Source organism: Bradyrhizobium oligotrophicum (genome assembly GCF_051168495.1).
Taxonomy (GTDB): Bacteria; Pseudomonadota; Alphaproteobacteria; order Rhizobiales; family Xanthobacteraceae; genus Bradyrhizobium; species Bradyrhizobium oligotrophicum_A.
Window position 1 is genome coordinate 49439 of record NZ_JBNPVB010000013.1, and the last position, 18829, is coordinate 68267.

Sequence of the window (18829 nt, forward strand, 5' to 3'; positions counted from 1 at the left end):
ATGGCGGCAGCGACTGAAATCGGGACGCAGGGCGTTCCGTCGCAAACGGGGAACAAGCCCTGGTACAGCGTTCTCTACGTCCAGGTTCTGATCGCGATCGTCATCGGCGTCGTGGTGGGCTGGCTGTTCCCGAACCTCGCCACCAACGAGTGGATCAAGGCGCTCGGCGACGGCTTCATCAAGCTGATCAAGATGGTGATCGCGCCGATCATCTTCTGCACCGTGGTGTCCGGAATCGCCCACATCCAGAGCGCGAGCAAGGTCGGCCGGGTCGGCGTCAAGGCGCTGGTCTATTTCGAGGTCGTCTCCACCTTCGCCCTGGTGCTCGGTCTGATCGTTGGTAACCTGATCCCGATCGGCCATGGCCTTGCGGCCAAGCCCGATGCGGCGGCCGTGGCGAATTACGTCAAGCAGGCCGAGGCGCAGAAGTCGGTCGATTTCGTCCTCAACATCATTCCCGACAGCGTCGTCGGCGCGCTCGCGCGCGGCGACATATTGCAGGTGCTGCTGTTCGCGATCCTGCTCGGCTTCGCACTGATGGCGCTGGGCGAGCGCGGCCATCGGCTGCGGGACGTGATCGACGACGCGGCGCATGCCGTGTTCGGCGTCATCGCCATCGTCATGAAGGCGGCCCCCATCGGCGCGTTCGGCGCCATGGCCTACACGATCGGCAAGTTCGGACCCGCCGCGCTCGGCAACCTGATCGGCCTGATCTTACTGTTCTACGTCACCGCGGGCCTGTTCGTCGTGGTCGTGCTCGGACTGATCGCCCGCTTCGTCGGCTTCAGCATCTTCAAGTTCATCGCCTACATCAAGGATGAGCTGCTGATCGTGCTCGGCACCAGCTCGTCCGAGAGCGCACTGCCGCAGCTGATGGAGAAGCTGGAGCGGCTCGGCTGCTCCAAGCCGGTGGTCGGCCTGGTGGTGCCGACCGGCTACTCCTTCAACCTCGACGGCACCAACATCTACATGACCTTGGCGACCCTGTTCATCTCGCAGGCGCTGGGTGTGGATCTATCGTTTGGCCAGCAGGTCACCATCCTCATCGTCGCCATGCTGACCTCCAAGGGCGCCAGCGGCGTGACCGGGGCGGGCTTCATCACGCTGGCCGCGACCCTGTCGGTCGTGAATCCGGCGCTGGTGCCGGGCATGGCGATCGTGTTCTCGATCGACAAGTTCATGAGCGAGGTGCGCGCGCTCACCAACATCACCGGCAACGGCATCGCCACCGTGTTCGTGTCGTGGTGGGAGGGCGAGCTCGACCACGATCTGCTGCAGAGGCGGCTCAACCAGGAGATCGACCCGTCCGACGTCGAGACGGCGGTCACGACCGGCTGAGCGGCCGTCGAGACGCTTCAGGTCGCAACAAAAAACGCCCGGCCATCTGGCCGGGCGTTTTGCATTGAGGTGTTCAGTCCCGCGTGCGGGCCGTTTAGCCGTTTACTGACCACCGCCGAAGCGGCGGGACCACCAGCCGGCCCGGCGCGGAGCCTCGGACGTCGTGGACTCCGCGGACGACGGCTCGGTTGCGACCGGCTCAGGCGTTGCGCTGTCCACGGCCGTTGCGCTGCTCTCGGCCACGTTCACGGCTGAAATCGCGGTCTCGGGCTTGGGGTCGGCTTTGGGCTCCGTGAACAAGCTGACCTTCTCGCGAACCGTCGAACGGCGCGGGGCCTTCTCGGACTCGGCCTTGTTGGCTTCGGTCTTTGGAGACTCGCTCTTGGGAGCCTCGGTCTTTGGGGCCTCTGTCTCCTGCACGGCGGGGGCAGGGGACTGAGGCGCGGGCGTCGCAGCGGCGACGGCAACGGGTTCATCGACCTCCGCGACAGCCGTGGCATGGAGCGGAGCCTCATGCTCGGCCGGCTCTTCGTCATGGCCGGCACCGCCATTGCCGTCGAAGTCGGCCACGGCAGCCTCGGCCTCCGAGGCCGATGTCGGCGCAAGCTCGTCGCCGATCGACGCGGCGAGACCATCCTCAGCGCCACCACGACGACGACGGCCGCCGCGGCGTCCACGCCGGCGGGGACGCCGCTCGCCGGGCTGATCGGTCTGCTCGCCCTGTGCGAAAGCAGTCTGTTCCTCGGCCTCGTCATCCTCGCCGTCGGCCTCCTCGGAGGGCTGCTCGGCCGCGAAATCTGCTTCGGCAACGGGCGCTCCGACGGCGCCCTCCGGCAGCTCGGCCTCGCGGGTCTCACTGCCACGGCCGCGCCGGCGCCGGCGCCGCTTGCGGCGCGGACCTTCGCGTTCGCCCTCAGCCGTGCCGCCTTCGGCCGCGTCATCGGACAGGCCTTCGGTCTCTTCGGTTTCGATCTCGGATTCGGTCTCGACGTCGAATACCTCGTCCTCGTCGTCGATCTCCTCGGCCACCAGCGGCGGCGCGGAGGCCTGCGCTGCGAGCAGCGCCTTGGCCGCCTCCAGCGTATGCACCTGCTCGCCGCGATCGATGATGAAGGATTGCTGGCCGCTCACATTCGGATCGGCGATGACCGCGAGCGACACCTTGAAGCCGTTCTCGAGGTCGCGCAGATGGCCGCGCTTGTGGTTGAGCACGTAAAGCGCCACCTCGGTCCGGGTGCGGACCACGAGATTGTGGGTGGCGCCCTTCATCAGCGCCTCTTCGAGGCTGCGCAAGAGCTGCAGCGCCACCGAGGATACCGAGCGGACGTGACCGGTGCCGCCGCAATGCGCGCAGGGCTCGGTCGAGCTTTCCAGCACGCTGGCGCGGATGCGCTGGCGCGACATCTCGAGCAGGCCGAAATGCGAGATGCGGCCGACCTGGATGCGCGCGCGATCCTGCCGCAGGCAGTCGGACAGCTTGCGTTCGACGGAGCGGTTGTTGCGCTTCTCGTCCATGTCGATGAAGTCGATGACGATCAGCCCGGCGAGGTCGCGCAGCCGGAGCTGGCGCGCCACTTCCTCGGCGGCCTCCATGTTGGTCTTGAGCGCGGTGTCCTCGATGTGATGCTCGCGCGTGGCGCGGCCGGAGTTCACGTCGATCGAGACCAGCGCCTCGGTCTGGTTGATCACGATGTAGCCGCCCGAGCGCAGCTGCACGGTCGGCGTGAACATCGCGTCGAGCTGGCTCTCGACGCCCATGCGCGAGAACAGCGGCTGGCCGTCTCGATACTGCTTCACCGCCCGAACGTTGGTCGGCATCAGCATCTTCATGAAATCGTGCGCCTCGCGGTAGCCGGCTTCGCCGGCCACCAGGATCTCGTCGATCTCCTTGTTATAGAGGTCGCGCAGCGAGCGCTTGATCAGCGAGCCTTCCTCGTAGACCAGGGTCGGGGCCTGCGACTTCAAGGTCATGTCGCGGACCGTTTCCCACAGCCGCAGCAGATATTCGAAGTCGCGCTTGATCTCGGGCTTGGTGCGGTTGGCGCCGGCGGTGCGCAGGATGACGCCCATGCCCTCGGGCACGTCGAGATCCTGCACCACTTCCTTCAGGCGCGAACGGTCCTGCGCCGAGGTGATCTTGCGGCTGATGCCGCCGCCGCGGGCGGTGTTGGGCATCAGCACGGCATAGCGGCCGGCCAGCGACAGATAGGTCGTCAGCGCCGCGCCCTTGTTGCCGCGCTCTTCCTTCACGACCTGCACCAGCATCACCTGGCGGCGCTTGATGACCTCCTGGATCTTGTACTGGCGGCGCGGACGGAAGGTGCGCTCCGGCACTTCCTCGAGCACGTCGTCGCCGCCGACGGATTCGACGAGCTCTTCCTCGATCTCGTCGCCGTCCTCGTCGTCATCCTCATTGTCGCCGGAACCGGCTTCGGTGCCGTTGTCGTCGCCCGGCACGATGGTGACGCCGTTGCCTTCATGCTCGGCTACGGGCGTGACCTCATCGTCATGATCATGCTCGTCGTGCTCGTGCTCGTCATGGTCATCATGGCCGTGATCGTCATGACCATGCGTCTCATGGTCGTGCTCGTCCTCGTCGTGCTCGTCCGCAGCATCGCCGGCCGCCTCGGCCGCCGGAGCGCCGCCGGTCTGCGCGACCGCCGTCTCTGCATCTTCGCTGACGGGCTCCGCGGTTTCACCGTGCCCGGCATGGCAGGGCTCGTGCGCGGCGACGGCCGCATGATGCGCGTCCCCATGGTCACGCGATTCGTCGTCCGCGCCCTGATGAGCCGCGGTCGGCGCCTCGTCGCCGGGGGACTCGACGGATGCCTCGGAGAAACCGTGCGTCTCGGCGTGATCGGCCGCCTCGTAATGCGGCTGATCGGAATGATCGTCAGGGGCGTAGGCGTGGTGCTCATGCGCCTCGTGGTCGGCATCATGGCCTTCGGCATGGGCGGACTGGCCGCCATCGGCAGCCTCGACGATCTCGCTCTGCACCCGCTCGCCGCCGCCGCGGCGGCGCGAGCTGCGATGCCGGTTGCGCCGGCGGTTGGACCGGTTCTCGCTCTCTTCTTCGGCTTCGCGGTGCGCGCGCTCCTCGGCCTCGATCAGCGCCTGCCGGTCGGCGACCGGAATCTGGTAGTAGTCGGGATGGATTTCGCTGAAGGCCAGGAAGCCGTGGCGGTTGCCGCCGTACTCGACGAACGCGGCCTGGAGCGAAGGCTCAACGCGGGTGACCTTCGCCAGGTAAATGTTGCCCCGGAGTTGCTTGCGTTGGGCAGTTTCGAAATCAAATTCCTCGACGCGGTTGCCGCGGACGACAACGACCCGGGTCTCTTCCGGGTGGGTAGCATCGATCAACATCTTGTTGGGCATATTGGAACTCTTGGAGGCGACGGGCGCGGTCAGCCGCGAGCGCGTGGCGCGCTGTCGGATGACGCGACGGTCCACCTGATTCGGGGGTGAGGGGAAGGCCTAAACGCAGCTGGTCGCGCCGCGCCAACCCTGGGGCCGGCGGGGTGATCGGCCGGGCGGGGGTCAAGCCCCGCATCGGCGCGGATCGTCCGCTGGTCATGGTTGGCAACTCAGTCTGGCGCATCAAGCGTCGGCCCGTCTGGAATATGTGGGCGGCAGCGGGTGCCGCCTTCTCTCTTGCTGAAGGCCAGATCGCGCCGAAACGCTTGCCCTGGGATCAAATACCACCCCGTCAGGAATGTGGTATCAGGCTACGCCGTGTCTGACCTTGGCCATATCTGACCTCGTGCCCGGGCGGTCTCGGCCAGACGGCGCCCAGGAAGAGGCGCTACTCGGCTCGTGACCGGCTCTCCGTTGCGGCCGCGCGGGATCGCGCAGGCTTTGTGGAGCGTCGGAAAGGCGCAGGAATCTCCGCAACGATCGAGGAACCCGAGAATGAGAACCCGATCACGAAGCTTCCGGCGTTTCACCGGGAGGTTGAACGCGACACAACCGGCAGTAAGGAATAGCCTTCAGCCCTTCGTACATACGAGGAATGGTCAGGCGGTGCAAGGGAAGCGTCGCGGAACCGCAACAATCGGTGGCCTTTAACGAAAATGACAAAATTAGGCGATTAACCCCTGGGATTGGTTGCGGTAAGACGGTCCCGCGGAGGCACGGAATTGGCAGCTGGCCGGGCATATTACCTTTCTTTGCTGAGATGTGCGGCGCTGTGCGTCACGCAAATGTTATGCACGACGTTGGCGCCGGCGCTGGCCCAGAGCGGGCCGGCCGGCCAGGTCCCGCCTGCCGCGGTCGGTCCGGCATTTCCCATCGCCACGGATGCGCGCCTTGCCGGTGATTCCCGACAGACCCGATTCGTGCTCGATCTGGACAGGACGGTGCCCTTTCGGGCGTTCCTGCTCGGTGACCCCTATCGCGTGGTCGTCGATCTCCCCCAGGTCAGCTTTCATTTGCCGACGGGGGCCGGCAGCGGCGGTCGTGGACTGGTGAAGGCATTTCGCTACGGGCTGGTGATGCCGGGCGGGTCGCGCATCGTTTTCGATCTCACAGGTCCCGCCCGAATCGCCAACTCCACGGTTCTCGACGCCGCCAATGGCCAGCCGACACGGATGGTCCTGGAACTCGAGGAGGTCGACGAGGCCACTTTCGCCCGCTCCATCGGGACCGATGGCCGAACGCCATCGGGGCAGGCCGATTCGACGGCGTCGCCGGCCGCTCCGGGTGGCGTCGTGCCACCCGCGGTCAGACCGCCGCCGACCACGGTCGCGGTGGCCGTCCCGCCGTCCGGCGGGGCGCCCGACAGCCGGCCCGTCGTGGTGATCGATCCCGGTCATGGCGGGATCGACTACGGCACCCAGGGCGGCGAAGTCCCGGAGAAGAATCTGGTGCTCGCCTTCGGTCAGGCGCTGCGCGACCGGCTCGAACGGTCCGGCAAATACCGCGTGGTCATGACCCGCGACGACGACACGTTCATTCCGCTCGGCGACCGCGTGCGAATCGCCCAGAAGCAGTCTGCGGCCCTGTTCGTGTCCATCCATGCCGACGCGCTGCCGCGGGGGGAGGGAACCGCGCAGGGCGCCACGATCTACACGCTGGCGGACAAGGCGTCGGACGTCGAGGCGGAGCGCCTGGCCGAGGCCGAGAACCGCGCCGACCAGATCGGCGGCGTCAACCTGACCGAGGAACCGGCGGACGTCGCTGACATCCTGTTCGATCTGGCCAGGAGAGAAACCCGCACGTTTTCCAACCGGTTTGCCCGCCTGCTGATGAACGACATGAAGACCGCCGTGCACATGCACAAGCGGCCGCTGAAATCCGCGGGCTTCCGGGTGCTGAAGGCCCCCGACGTGCCGTCCGTGCTGGTGGAACTCGGTTACGTCTCGAACAAGGGCGACATGGGGAACCTGGTTTCCGAGGCGTGGCGGTCGCGTACGGCCGACGCGATGGCCCGGTCGATCGACGTGTTCCTGGCCAAGCGCGTTGCCAATGCGGGCGCTGAGCGGGCAGACAAGCCCGCCGCGGCACGTGCAAAGCCCTAGTTTGGCCACAGCAACATCCGTATAAACGTGCTGCGAGGCACCCGGAATCAGGTGAGAGATTCCCTCTCTGCAGACTTGTGGTAGGCTTGACCGCTGATAGGTTTGACCATGCGGGTTCTCCGGCATGGGTTACGCGGCATTGCAGCCGACCGCGTGATTTGGGCGGAAGCGTCCCTCGGGTGCGCCGCGTCCAGGCCGAGAGACGAACAAGAGTTGGAACGGATATTCGCCGATGCGCTTTCTGGTGCGGTTTTTGGGCTTCCTGTTCGCCGCCGGTACCGTTGTCTTCCTGGTCGGTGTGGCGGCGGCGGCCGGCCTGATCTGGCATTTCTCCAAGGACCTGCCCGACTATTCTCAGCTGCAGGATTACGAACCGCCGGTGATGACGCGCGTGCACGCGGCCGATGGCTCGCTGGTGGGGGAATACGCCAGAGAGCGCAGGCTCTATCTGCCGATCCAGGCGGTTCCCAAGCTCGTCATCAACGCCTTCCTCGCCGCCGAGGACAAGAACTTCTATGAGCATGGCGGCATCGATTTCACCGGCATGGCGCGCGCCGCGGTGGTCTATGCCCAGAACTTCGGCTCGAATCGTCGTCCGCAGGGCGCCTCCACGATCACGCAGCAGGTCGCCAAGAACTTCCTTCTGACCAACGAGGTGTCGTTCGCCCGCAAGATCAAGGAAGCACTGCTGGCGATGCGCATCGAGCGCACCTATTCGAAGGACAAGATTCTCGAGCTGTATCTGAATGAGATCTATCTCGGGTCCGGCGCCTACGGCATCGCCGCGGCTTCGCTGGTCTATTTCGACAAGTCGGTGAACGAACTCACCGTTGCGGAGGCGTCGTATCTGGCGGCGCTGCCGAAAATGCCGGGCAGCCTGCATCCGATCCGCAACCGCGACCGCGCCATCGAGCGCCGCAACTACGTGGTCGACCGCCTGCTGGAGAACGGCTGGATCAAGCAGGCCGACGCCGACAAGGCGCGCAAGGATCCCCTGACGATCGCGAGCCGCAACACCGGTGCCCACATTTTCGCCGGCGAATACTTTGCCGAGGAAGTGCGGCGCGACATCTTCGAGCGTTACGGCGAGAAGAAGCTCTACGAGGGCGGGCTCTCGGTCCGCACGACGCTCGACCCGAAGGTCCAGGTGATGGCCCGCAAGGCCATGGTCGCGGGCCTCGTGAGGTATGACCAGGAGCAGGGCTATCGCGGGCCCGTGTCCAAGCTCGACATTTCCGGCGACTGGGGATTCAAGCTTGCCGAGGTCAAATCGCTCTCCGACATTTCGCCGTGGCGGATGGCCGTGGTGCTGGAGACCAGCGACCAGTCCGCCCGCATCGGCTTTCAGCCGTCGCGCGAACTCGGCGGCGCGGTCAGCAAGGAACGCCAGACAGGTCTGATCACGCTCGACGGCGTCAGATGGGCGCGGGCCGCGACCGGCAATGGCCGCGGCAAGGTGCCGACGTCGGTCGCCCAGGTTCTGCAGCCGGGCGATGTGATCTATGCCGATCCGCTGTTCAAGGAAGGCAATCCGGTCGAAGGCCAGTATCGCCTCGAGCAGCTGCCTGAAGTGTCGGGGGCCATGGTCGCCATGGACCCGAACACCGGGCGCGTGCTCGCCATGGTGGGCGGCTTCTCGTTCGATCAGAGCCAGTTCAACCGGGCCACGCAGGCCTACCGGCAGCCGGGATCGTCATTCAAGCCGATCGTCTATTCGTCGGCGCTCGACAACGGCTACACGCCGTCGACCCAGGTCGTCGATGCCCCGATCGAGATCGACCAGGGGCAGGGCGGTCAGGTCTGGCGCCCAGACAATTTCTCCAACGGCAAATATCTCGGGCCCACGACCTTGCGCAACGCGCTTCGGCTGTCGCTGAACACCGTGACCGTGCGGCTGGCGCAGGACGTCGGCATGCCCTTGATCTCGGAATACGCCAAGCGGTTCGGCGTCTATGACGAGCTGCCGAATTATCTCTCCTACGCGCTCGGCGCGGGCGAAACGACGGCCATGCGCATGGTCACGGCCTATTCGATGATGGCCAATGGCGGCCGCCGGGTGAAGCCGACGCTGATCGACCGGATCCAGGATCGCTACGGCCATACGATCTTCAAGCATGATGCCCGCGAATGCCGCGGCTGCGACGCGCCGGACGGCTGGAAGAACCAGAATGAACCGCAACTGGTCGACCGCCGGGAGCAGGTGCTGGATTCGATGACGGCTTACCAGATCACCTCGATGCTCGAGGGCGTGGTGCAGGCCGGCACGGCGACCGTCCTCAAGGAGGTGGGCAAGCCGATCGCAGGCAAGACCGGCACCACCAACGAGGCCAAGGACGCCTGGTTCGTCGGCTTCTCGCCGGACCTCGCGGTGGCGATCTACATGGGCTACGACAAGCCGCGTCCGCTCGGCAAGGGCAATGCCGCGACGGGCGGTCATCTGGCTGCGCCGATTGCCAAGGACTTCATGAAGCTCGCACTGGCCGACAAGCCGGCGACGCCGTTCAAGATCCCGGCCGGCATCAAGCTGGTCCGCGTCGACGCCAAGACCGGCATGCGCGCGAGCCCCGGCGACGGCGGCCGTACGATCATGGAAGCCTTCAAGCCAGGCACGGCGCCGCCGGACAACTATTCGGTCATCGGCGTCGCCGACGCCGATGGACGTATGATGCCGTCGCAGAGCGGCGGCCAGCCTGATGCCGGCAGTTTCATCATTCGTCCGGGCACGGGCAGCCTCTATTAGGCGGGATTGACCGGCGAAACTCGCGCCGGCGCGGGGCAGGGCGATTGCGCTTTGCACCGCGCGCCGTTACATCCCTGCCAGACCTGATGCTGCGGCAGTTCGGCCGCAGCCCGAAGAGAGCGACATGCGCGCCGAAATCGAAAAAATCGTAGAAGAGATCAAGCAGTCTGTCGGGCTGCTGAGGAGGCATCTTTGACGTCGATGCATCGACGGCAAGGCTGGCGGAGCTGAACAAGCTCGCCGAAGATCCCAACCTCTGGAACGATCCCCAGAAAGCCCAGCGGCTGATGCAGGAGCGGACCTCGCTGGAGGATTCGCTGACCGGCATCGGCAAGGTCGAGCGCGAGCTCAACGACAACATCGAAATGATCGAACTCGGCGAGGCCGAGAATGATGCCGGTGTCGTGACCGAGGCCGAGAACGCCCTCAAGGCCCTGAAGAAGGACGTCGCGCGCCGCGAACTCGAAGCGCTGCTGTCGGGCGAGGCCGACAAGTTCGACACCTATCTCGAGGTTCATGCTGGCGCCGGCGGCACCGAGAGCCAGGACTGGGCGCAGATGCTGCTGCGCATGTACACGCGCTGGGCGGAGAACCACGGCTTCAAGATCGAATATCTCGAAGAGACCCAGGGCGAAGAAGCGGGCATCAAGTCGGCGACCATCCAGATCTCCGGCCACAACGCCTATGGCTGGCTGAAGACGGAAGCCGGCGTTCATCGCCTGGTACGCATTTCGCCATTCGATTCGAACGCGCGGCGGCACACCTCGTTCTCGTCGGTGCAGATCTTCCCGGTCGTCGACGACAGCATCAAGATCGATATCAAGGAATCCGACGTCCGCACCGACACGATGCGGTCCGGCGGCGCCGGCGGCCAGCACGTCAACAAGACCGAATCCGCGGTGCGGCTGACGCATATCCCGACCGGCGTCGCGGTGGTCTGCCAGGCCGGCCGGTCGCAGCATAAGAACCGCGCCCAGGCGTGGGACATGCTGCGCGCGCGCCTCTACGAGATCGAACTGAAGAAGCGCGAGGAGAAGGCGGCGGCTGACCAGGCGGCCAAGACCGAGATCGGCTGGGGTCACCAGATCCGCTCTTATGTGCTGCAGCCCTATCAGATGGTGAAGGACCTGCGCACGGGCGTGCAGACCTCCGACACGTCCGGCGTGCTCGACGGCGACCTCGACGAGTTCATGGCCGCCACCCTGGCGCAGCGCGCGTTCGGGACGACGCCGGGTGCCGCAATCGATGACGTGGATTGAGCGTGGCCCGCGTTGCCTTCATCGGGCTCGGGCGCATGGGCCATGGCATGGCCGGCCGCTATCTCGACGCCAGTCATTCCGTCGCCGTCTGGAATCGCAGCCGCAGCAAGGCTGAGGACCTGATCGCGCGTGGTGCGCGCTGGTCGACCTCGCCGGCCGACGCCGCCATCGATGCCGATGCGGTCGTCACCATGGTTGCCGATGACGACGCCTCGCGCGCGGTGTGGCTCGGCCCGGATGGGGCTGCCGCGACAATGCGTGTCGGCACGATCGCGATCGAGTGCTCGACCGTCTCGCACGATCATGCGTTGCGGCTGTCGCGCGAACTGAATGCGCGCGGCGTCACCTATCTCGATTGCCCTGTGACCGGGCTGCCGGACGCTGCCAGCAGCGGCAAGCTGACCTTGCTGGTCGGCGCCGACGCCGCCGATCTCGACCGCGCGCGGCCCTATCTGACCCCGATCGGCTCCACCATCCGTCATTTCGGTCCGGTCGGTACCGGCACCGTCTACAAGCTGATCAACAACCTGCTCGGCGCGATGCAGATCGCGGGTCTCGCCGAGGGATTGGCGATCGCAGAGCAGGCCGGGCTCGACATGAACCTCGTGCTGGAGGCGATCCAGAGCGGCGTCGCGGCGAGCCCGCAGGTGCTGAGGCACGCGCCGCGCATGATCGCGCGCGACTTTGCCGATGCAAGCTTCACCGCAGCGCTCCGCCACAAGGATGCGGCCTACGCCTTGCGCCTCGCCGAAGAGTTGCTCGGCGAGCGTCCCGTGATGGCCCAGGCCGCCGTCGATGCCTATGCCCGCGCCAAGGCGGCGCTGCCGGACGAGGACGAAGGCCGCATGATCGAGCTGGTCTCACGGCCGAAAGTCGCGCCCTGACGCTCGCGCCCGGGCCAACGGAAAGCGGGTGGATGGCGCGTCGCTCCGTGGTCATGGTGCCCGCGATCTAAGGGCAATTTGCAGTGATGACGTCCCCGAAGGACCAGCTGGATGCACAGGATTGGTGGCTGCTCGGCCTGCTGTCGCTGTTGTGGAGCGGGTCGTTCATTTTCAACGGCCTGGCTCTGAAGGACCTGCCGCCGCTGACGCTCGTGCTGCTGCGCATCGTGTTGGCTGCCGCGATTCTGCTGCCCATCCTGCGCCTGCGCGGGCTCGGCTTTCCCAAGGGAATGGCCGGTTGGGCTCCGTTCTTTGCTGTCGCGCTGTTCAACAATGTCGTGCCGTTCTGTCTGATCGTGATCGGTCAGACCTTCATCACCTCCGGTCTCGCCGCCGTCCTCAATGCCACCACACCGTTGTTCACGATCGTGGTGATGGCTGCGGCGGGAGAGGAGAGGCTGTCCGCACGGCGGGTCGCCGGTCTGATCGTCGGCCTGATCGGGGTCGTGATGCTGCGGGGCGGGCCGGGGCTCGACGGCTTCGGAGGCGGCACCGGCCTCCTGTTCGGCCTCGGTGCGTCGCTGAGCTATGGCATTGCGGCGCTGCTGGTGCGCCGTCATCTCGCCCATTCGCCACCACTGGCGACCGCCACGTTCCAACTGTCGGCGTCGAGCGTGATGATGCTCGTCATCGCCTGCGCCATCGAGCAGCCCTGGCGTCTGCCGGTCCCCGGATTGCAGACGTGGCTTGCTGTCATCGGTCTTGCGGCGCTCTCGACGGCCTTCGCCTACATCGTCTTCTTTCAGGTGTTGCGCCGATCCGGCGCGACCAACGTGACGCTGGTGACGTTGCTGATCCCGTTGACGACGATCGTGCTCGGCTCGCTCGTGCTCGGCGAAAGCGTCTCGTTGCGGGAGATCGGCGGCGCGCTCGTGATCGGGAGTGCGCTGCTGGTGATCGATGGGCGCGTCTTCAATCTGCTGCGTCTGTCTCCGCGAACCTCCTGACCATCGCGATCACTTCGTGCCGAACATCCGGTCGCCGGCGTCGCCGAGGCCGGGCACGATGTAGGCGTGGTCGTTGAGCCTCTCGTCGATCGCCGCGGTCCAGATCGGAATGTCCGGATGCTCCTTCTCGAACTGCGCGATGCCTTCCGGCGCCGCCAGCAGGCAGACGAAGCGGATGTCGCGGGCGCCGCGCGCCTTCAGCAGCTCGGCCGCGGCGCAGGCCGAATTGCCGGTTGCCAGCATCGGATCCATCAGGATCACGGTGCGGTCGGTCAGGTCCTGCGGCGCCTTGAAGTAGTACTCGACGGCCTGGAGCGTGGTGGGATCGCGGTACAGGCCGATATGGGCGATGCGGGCCGACGGCATCAAGGCCAGCATGCCGTCGAGAAAGCCGACCCCGGCGCGCAGGATCGGCGCCAAGGTCAGCTTCTTGCCAGCGATCTTCGGTGCCTTCATCGGCGCGATCGGGGTTTCGATGTCGACCAATTCGATCGGCAGGTCGCGCGTGACCTCGTAGGCCAGCAGCATGCCGATCTCGTTTAACAGCTCGCGAAACCCCTTGGTCGAGCGGTCGCGCTCGCGCATCAGGGTGAGCTTGTGCTGGACCAGCGGATGATCGACGACGTGAACGCGGCTGCTTGTCATGGCCCTGGTCTAGCCGACTTGGAGGTTTCGTTCCAGATGGGTCGCGGAAGCGCGTGCGTCACGGTAGCACCTCGCGGCGGTCGGCGAGCATGGCCTCGGCCTGGTTCCGGCGCTCTGACAGCAGCCCGGCGCTGGCGTCCTGGATCAGGTTCAGCAGCACCTGCGCATCGCTGAGCCGTGGCACCGTCACATAGTCCGCGCCGGCGTCGTAGAGGTCGTTGACGTCGGCGAGCAGGTCGGCGGTGGCTACGATCTTGGCCGTGGCGTTGATGCTGCGGACGTGCCGCACCAGCTTCTCGTTGTTGGCGCCCTTGAGCAGTGAATCCGGGATGCTCAGGATGATCAGCTCGGCCTGGCCGACCCCGGCATGGACCAGCGTGTCGACGTTGCTGATGTCGCCATAGGTCACCTGGATGCCGCGATCGGACAAGGTGCGAAACACGACGGGGTTGAAATCGACCACGCCGATCTGCTCCAGCAGCGCCGGCTGGTTGCGCTCGATCTCGCTGAGCAGGGCGCTTGCCGTGCGGAAGAATCCGAGCAGCACGATCGGCCGTGCGGCGCCGTGGCCGCCTTCGTGGCCCGCCTCGCCGTCCTTGGCGTCATCGAGGTCACGCAAGCCCACGCGCTTGAGCAGCGGGATGGCCCGGCGCGCGATCGGATCGGAGCGCACGATGACGAAGGTCGAGAGCACCGCGAGCAGCACGAAGGCGAACGAGGCCGCGCTCGACGTGCCCGCCTTGAGATGACCGGCGGCGGCGCCGGTCTGGATCACCACCAGTGAGAACTCGCTGATCTGGGCGAGATTGAGCGCGGGCAGGAGGCTCGCGCGCAGGCCCTGCCGCATCATGTAGAGCGGGGTGAAGGTGGTGACGAGGCGACTCGCCACCGTGAACAGCGCGATCACCAGCGCCAGCCCGACCACCGACGTCGTCGGAATCGGGATGGTCATGCCGAGCGCGACGAAGAACAGGGTGATGAAGAAATCGCGCAAGGTCGTGACCTTGGCGGTGACGTCGAGCGCGTAGGGGAAGGTCGACAGCGAGACGCCGGCGACCAGCGAGCCCATCTCGCGCGACAGATGCAGCCTTTCTGCGATCTCGCCGATCAGGAAACACCAGGCCAGCGCGCCCAGCAGAATCAGCTCCGGCGTGCGCGCGATGCGGTGGAAGACCGGCGGCAGCACGTAGCGGCTGAGGAGGAGGGCGATCGCCACCAGCGCGCCGGCACGGGCGAACGACAGCACGATCACGCTGACATGGAGGTCGTCGAGGCTCGGCTGCACCGCCAGGAACAGGATCGCGAACACGTCCTGCAGCACGAGAACGCCGAGGGTGATCCGGCCGGGCAGGGTGTCGAGCTCGCGCTTTTCGTACAGCACCTTGACGATGATGACGGTCGATGACAGCGCGCAGGCGACGCAGAGATAGAGCGCGTCGTAGCTCTCGGCGCCCATCCGCATGCCGATCGCGACGAAAAACAGGATGCCGAGCGCAGCACCCCCGAGCAGCTGGACGCCGCCGGCGATGAGGATCACCGGGCCGGCGCGGATGATCTTCTTCAGGTCGATCTCGAGCCCGATCATGAACAGCATGAAGATCAGGCCGAGTTCCGAAATCACCGAGATCGATTCCTGGGACTTGACCCAGCCGGTGCCGAACGGGCCAATGGCGAAGCCCGCGACCAGATATGCGAGAATCGAGGGCTGGCGCCATCTGTGCGCCGCAAGTCCAAGCACCCACGCAAACAGGATGCAGAGCGTGATATCGCCGATCAGTTCATGCATGAAGCAACCCCCGGGGCGGCAACTTATGTCGCGCCGCCGCGCAAGGAAACCCGGAATCTGTCGCATCTGGGCCGCGATGCTCGCGCTGCTGCTCGCGGGCGGTGGTGCCGCGGACGGAGCGCTCGCCGCCGACGGCCTCACCACGACCTTCGCGGCGTCGCTGATGCCGGTTCCGGCTGATGCCGCCACGGTCTCGGGCGCGGTCTATGTCCCGGTCTATTCCAGCGTCGCGATGACGCCCGGCAGGATCCAGGCCGATTTCTCGGTGACGCTCAGCATTCACAACGCCTCCGAGCAGCGGCCGCTGATCATCCGGCGGATCAACTACTACGACACGGCCGGCGCGCTGGTGGAGGCCCATCTGCGCGAGCCGGTGGCGCTGAAGCCGTTCGCCACGATCGAGATCTTCGTGCCCACCAAGGACGTTCGCGGCGGCACCGGCGCCAATTTCGTCATCGACTGGGCGGCGACCGGCGAGATCGCCGAGCCCGTGGTCGAGGCGCTGATGGTCGGCGGCATCGGCGCCGGCCATTACGCCTTCATCAGCCAGGGCCGCCCGATCAGGCCGGGCGGCCGGTAGGCGGCCTCGGTTCAGGCCACCCGCACGTTGCTCAGGAACCGGTTGACCTCCTGCCGCAGCCGGTCGCTCTCGTGCGACAGCGACTGCGCCGCCGACAGCACGCCGCCGGACGCCGATCCGGTCTGCGTGGCGCCGCGCTGGACGTCGACGATGGTGCTGTTGACTTCGGACGTGCCGCGCGAGGCCTCCTGGATGTTGCGCGAGATCTCCTGCGTCGCCGCGCCCTGCTGCTCGACGGCGGCCGCAATGGTCGAGGAGATCTCCGACAGGCGTTCGATCGTCGTGCTGATGTCCTTGATCGCCGTCACCGATTCCTGGGTGGCCGCCTGGATGCCCGAGATCTGCTGGGCGATCTCGCCGGTCGCCTTCGATGTCTGCTCGGCCAGCGCCTTGACCTCGGAGGCCACCACCGCAAAGCCGCGGCCGGCGTCGCCGGCGCGCGCCGCCTCGATGGTGGCGTTGAGCGCGAGCAGATTGGTCTGGCCGGCGATGGTGTTGATCAGCTCGACCACGTCGCCGATCCGCGCCGCCGCCTTCGACAGCTCGTTGACGCGGTCATTGGTGATGCGGGCCTGATCGACGGCGCCGGTGGCGATCCGCGCCGATTCCTGCACCTGCCGGCTGATCTCGGTCACCGACGAGGTCAGCTCCTCGGTGGCCGAGGCGACCGATTGCACGTTCGTCGAGGCCTGCTCGGACGCCGCGGCGACGGTCGTGGCCAGTTCCTGGGAACGGGTCGCGGTCGACGACAGCGTGCCGGCGGACGTCTCGAGCTGCGACGAGGCCGTCGAGACCGTCTGCACGATGCCGCCGATGGCGCCTTCGAACTCGTTGGCGAGCTTGTCCATCTCGGCTTTGCGCTTGGCCTCGGCGGAGCGCTGCACCGCCTTGACCTCCTCGCTGTTGAAGCGGACGATGGACTGCACGGTCTGCAGGTTGCGCAGCGCCTCGCCGATCTCGTCGTCGCTCTCGACCGGGATGCGGTTGTCGAGCTTGTTCTGGACGATGTTGCTCATCGCCTCGTTGAGGATCTTCATCGGCCGCAGCACCGCGCGGATGCTCTGCACGCTCAACAGGGCGCCGATTCCGAGACCGGCCAGCATCAGCGCCGAGACGAGTGCGAGCATGACGTGGTACCGGCTGTCGGCTTCCTCATAGAGCGCCTTGGCTTCCTTGACCTGGATGGCGACGAGCTTGTCGAGTTCGTGCTTCGCGGCCTCGAACAGATCGTGCCCCTTGTTGGCGATATGCTGGCTGGCCTCGTCATATTTGTGCTGCTGAAGCAGGGCCAGCGCCGGCTTGATGCCCTCCTCGAGATAGGTCTTGCGCTTGATCGCGTAGGCATCGGCGACGCTCCGCTCCGCCGGGGTCAGCTCGCCCGCCATGTAGTCGGCCCAGAGCTTCGTGATCCTGGCACTGTTCTCGTCGATCAGGGGGCCGATGCCGTCGATCGATTTTCCGGCCCTGCCGTTTGCGGCCGCGGACTGTTGCGACGACATGTTCTGCAGGTTGCGGTCGTTGATCTCGAACAGTTGGGAGAGAGGAATCGTGCGTTCCTCGTACATCGACCTCATGCCGATGTTGCTGGTGCGGGTCGATAGCAGGCCCGCCGCGCCGATGATCAGGATGAACAGGCTCAGCGCCGCGGCCAGCGTGGTCAGGCGCGCCTTCACGGTGCCGTTGAAGAACGACAGCCTGTCGAACGCCGAGCGGCGGCGGATGACGCCGGCGCTGATCGCATAGCCCTGTGCCTTGCCCTGGTTGAGCAGGTCATAAACCTTCTCGGCCTCGGCGCGCTGGTCGGCCGGAAGCTTGGTGCGGATCGACGTGTAGCCGGTGATCTGGCCGTTCTCGACGATCGCGGATGCGGTTGCGAGAACCCAGTAGAAGTCGCCGTTCTTGCGGCGGTTCTTGACCGCGCCCGCCCACGGCTTGCCCTCCTTCAAAGTATCCCAGAGGTTGGCGAAGGCCGCCGGCGGCATGTCGGGATGGCGGATGATGTTGTGCGGCTGGCCCATGAGTTCGTCGGGCGTGAAGCCTGCGGCGTCGACGAACTGCTGATTGAAATAGGTCAGCTTGCCCTTGAGGTCGGTGCGGGAGACGATCAGCGTCTCGTCGGTGATCGGGTATTCGTTGTTCGTAACGGGCAGGTTCTTGCGCACGAGCGATCTCCAATTCTCTCAGGCTGCATGCGGGCGTTGAATGCGGAGCCGCGAGCCTGCGCCTAGAGGGCCGGGACTAGCTAAATGTTGCGTAAAAACTGCGCACCGTAGGACTACGTGTTGTGCATCGCGGGATCGCGAGAGATCGTCGCCGAAGGGGCATCTAAGCTTTTGGGCCGACATGCAGAAACACGTCCCGCGGTGCGCCTTCGCACCCGGGCTTTTTCGGCAGCGCACCCTCGCAGCGAGGGCGCAGGGAATGCCGGGTGAAGGCCTCACCCATGGCCCGCCTGCAACAAGAAAAGCAGGCGGCAGTCACCACAGGTTCAGCCGATCGACCCGGCATTCCCCGCGCGATGGGTTACGTCTTATACGCGATCTCCCCGGGGACCGGGCTGTCTTGCCCCCGTCATTCGTGCGACGTCATCGACACGAACTTGGCGCCAGCGTCGGGGCGCCAGGACCACGCGACTTCGACGTCCGCGTCGACGCCGGTCGTCCACCTGCGCCTCCACGTCCACCGCATCCCACCCCGACGTCCGTGACGACGCGTACGCCCCTCTGGCGAGGCAGGACGACGCGGATCATACACGAATTCCGAAAAAGCGAAAGAGAAAAGTTTGGCGGCGCGGTCTGCGATTGGCGGGCGCTCGATCACCGGAGCGTCACCACCGCCTTGGAGGCAGCAGGAGATTGACCATGCGACACATCGCGCTCGCGATCATCCCTTGTGTCGTGGGGGACGTCGGAAACGACAGCAAGGTGTTCCGCGTGAGCTATCATGCCAATCACTCTCGCGCGCTCCGACAACGGCACATCTTCGGGCGGAGCGTGGCCGATGACCCGCAGCCAAGTCTGTCACACCTTACACCACCCCTGCATGGGCCAAGAAATCCCACAAGCCGTTGCGCT

12 protein-coding genes are annotated in these 18829 nt (G+C 66.0%); 8 read left to right on the top strand and 4 right to left on the bottom strand.

From position 1 onward, the window contains the following. Positions 1–1338 carry a C4-dicarboxylate transporter DctA gene (dctA, locus tag ACQR1B_RS23210; RefSeq protein WP_434833887.1) on the top strand — a complete coding sequence of 446 codons (1338 nt, stop codon included), beginning with the start codon at positions 1–3 and terminating at the stop codon, positions 1336–1338. A 102-nt stretch (positions 1339–1440) separates the two neighbouring features. Here dctA and ACQR1B_RS23215 read toward each other — a convergent pair whose 3' ends face one another. Further along, positions 1441–3795, bottom strand: a complete 2355-nt coding sequence (locus tag ACQR1B_RS23215) for an Rne/Rng family ribonuclease (RefSeq protein WP_434833888.1) — start codon at positions 3793–3795, stop codon at positions 1441–1443. A gap of 21 nt (positions 3796–3816) precedes the next feature. Here ACQR1B_RS23215 and ACQR1B_RS23220 point away from each other — a divergent pair, with 21 nt between their 5' ends. The 6 genes from ACQR1B_RS23220 (at position 3817) to ACQR1B_RS23245 (ending at position 12744) form a co-directional block, all read left to right on the top strand. Then, entirely contained in the window at positions 3817–4803 is a 987-nt protein-coding gene (locus tag ACQR1B_RS23220) for a hypothetical protein (RefSeq protein WP_434833889.1), read from the top strand. 734 nt (positions 4804–5537) lie between these two features. Further along, entirely contained in the window at positions 5538–6854 is a 1317-nt protein-coding gene (locus ACQR1B_RS23225; RefSeq protein WP_434834053.1) for an N-acetylmuramoyl-L-alanine amidase, read from the top strand. 232 nt (positions 6855–7086) lie between these two features. After that, positions 7087–9594, top strand: coding sequence for a penicillin-binding protein 1A (locus ACQR1B_RS23230; RefSeq protein ID WP_434833890.1), 2508 nt, complete (start codon positions 7087–7089; stop codon positions 9592–9594). Positions 9595–9718: 124 nt separating this feature from the next. Beyond that, positions 9719–10853, top strand: a protein-coding gene (gene prfB / locus ACQR1B_RS23235; RefSeq protein WP_434833891.1) for a peptide chain release factor 2 whose coding sequence is annotated in 2 segments (ribosomal slippage) — positions 9719–9787 and positions 9789–10853 — 1134 coding nt in all. Because the reading frame shifts where the segments join, the coding sequence is not laid out codon by codon here. 2 nt (positions 10854–10855) lie between these two features. Continuing rightward, positions 10856–11737 (top strand): NAD(P)-dependent oxidoreductase, encoded by an 882-nt coding sequence (locus ACQR1B_RS23240; protein WP_434833892.1) that lies wholly within the window; start codon positions 10856–10858, stop codon positions 11735–11737. Positions 11738–11823: 86 nt separating this feature from the next. Further along, a complete protein-coding gene (locus tag ACQR1B_RS23245) occupies positions 11824–12744 on the top strand; it encodes a DMT family transporter (RefSeq protein WP_434833893.1) in 921 nt (306 codons plus the stop codon). A 9-nt stretch (positions 12745–12753) separates the two neighbouring features. Here the strand turns inward: ACQR1B_RS23245 and upp are convergent, their stop codons facing one another. Both upp and ACQR1B_RS23255 read right to left on the bottom strand, forming a co-directional pair. Next, a complete protein-coding gene (upp, locus tag ACQR1B_RS23250) occupies positions 12754–13389 on the bottom strand; it encodes a uracil phosphoribosyltransferase (RefSeq protein ID WP_434833894.1) in 636 nt (211 codons plus the stop codon). Positions 13390–13447: 58 nt separating this feature from the next. After that, positions 13448–15175 carry a cation:proton antiporter gene (locus ACQR1B_RS23255; RefSeq protein ID WP_434834054.1) on the bottom strand — a complete coding sequence of 576 codons (1728 nt, stop codon included), beginning with the start codon at positions 15173–15175 and terminating at the stop codon, positions 13448–13450. 76 nt (positions 15176–15251) lie between these two features. On the opposite strand from ACQR1B_RS23255, the gene ACQR1B_RS23260 reads away from it, so the two are divergent. After that, positions 15252–15755, top strand: coding sequence for a DUF3124 domain-containing protein (locus ACQR1B_RS23260; RefSeq protein WP_434833895.1), 504 nt, complete (start codon positions 15252–15254; stop codon positions 15753–15755). Between the two features lie 11 nt (positions 15756–15766). Here ACQR1B_RS23260 and ACQR1B_RS23265 read toward each other — a convergent pair whose 3' ends face one another. Next, a complete protein-coding gene (locus tag ACQR1B_RS23265; protein WP_434833896.1) occupies positions 15767–17917 on the bottom strand; it encodes a methyl-accepting chemotaxis protein in 2151 nt (716 codons plus the stop codon). Positions 17918–18829: the final 912 nt, after the last annotated feature.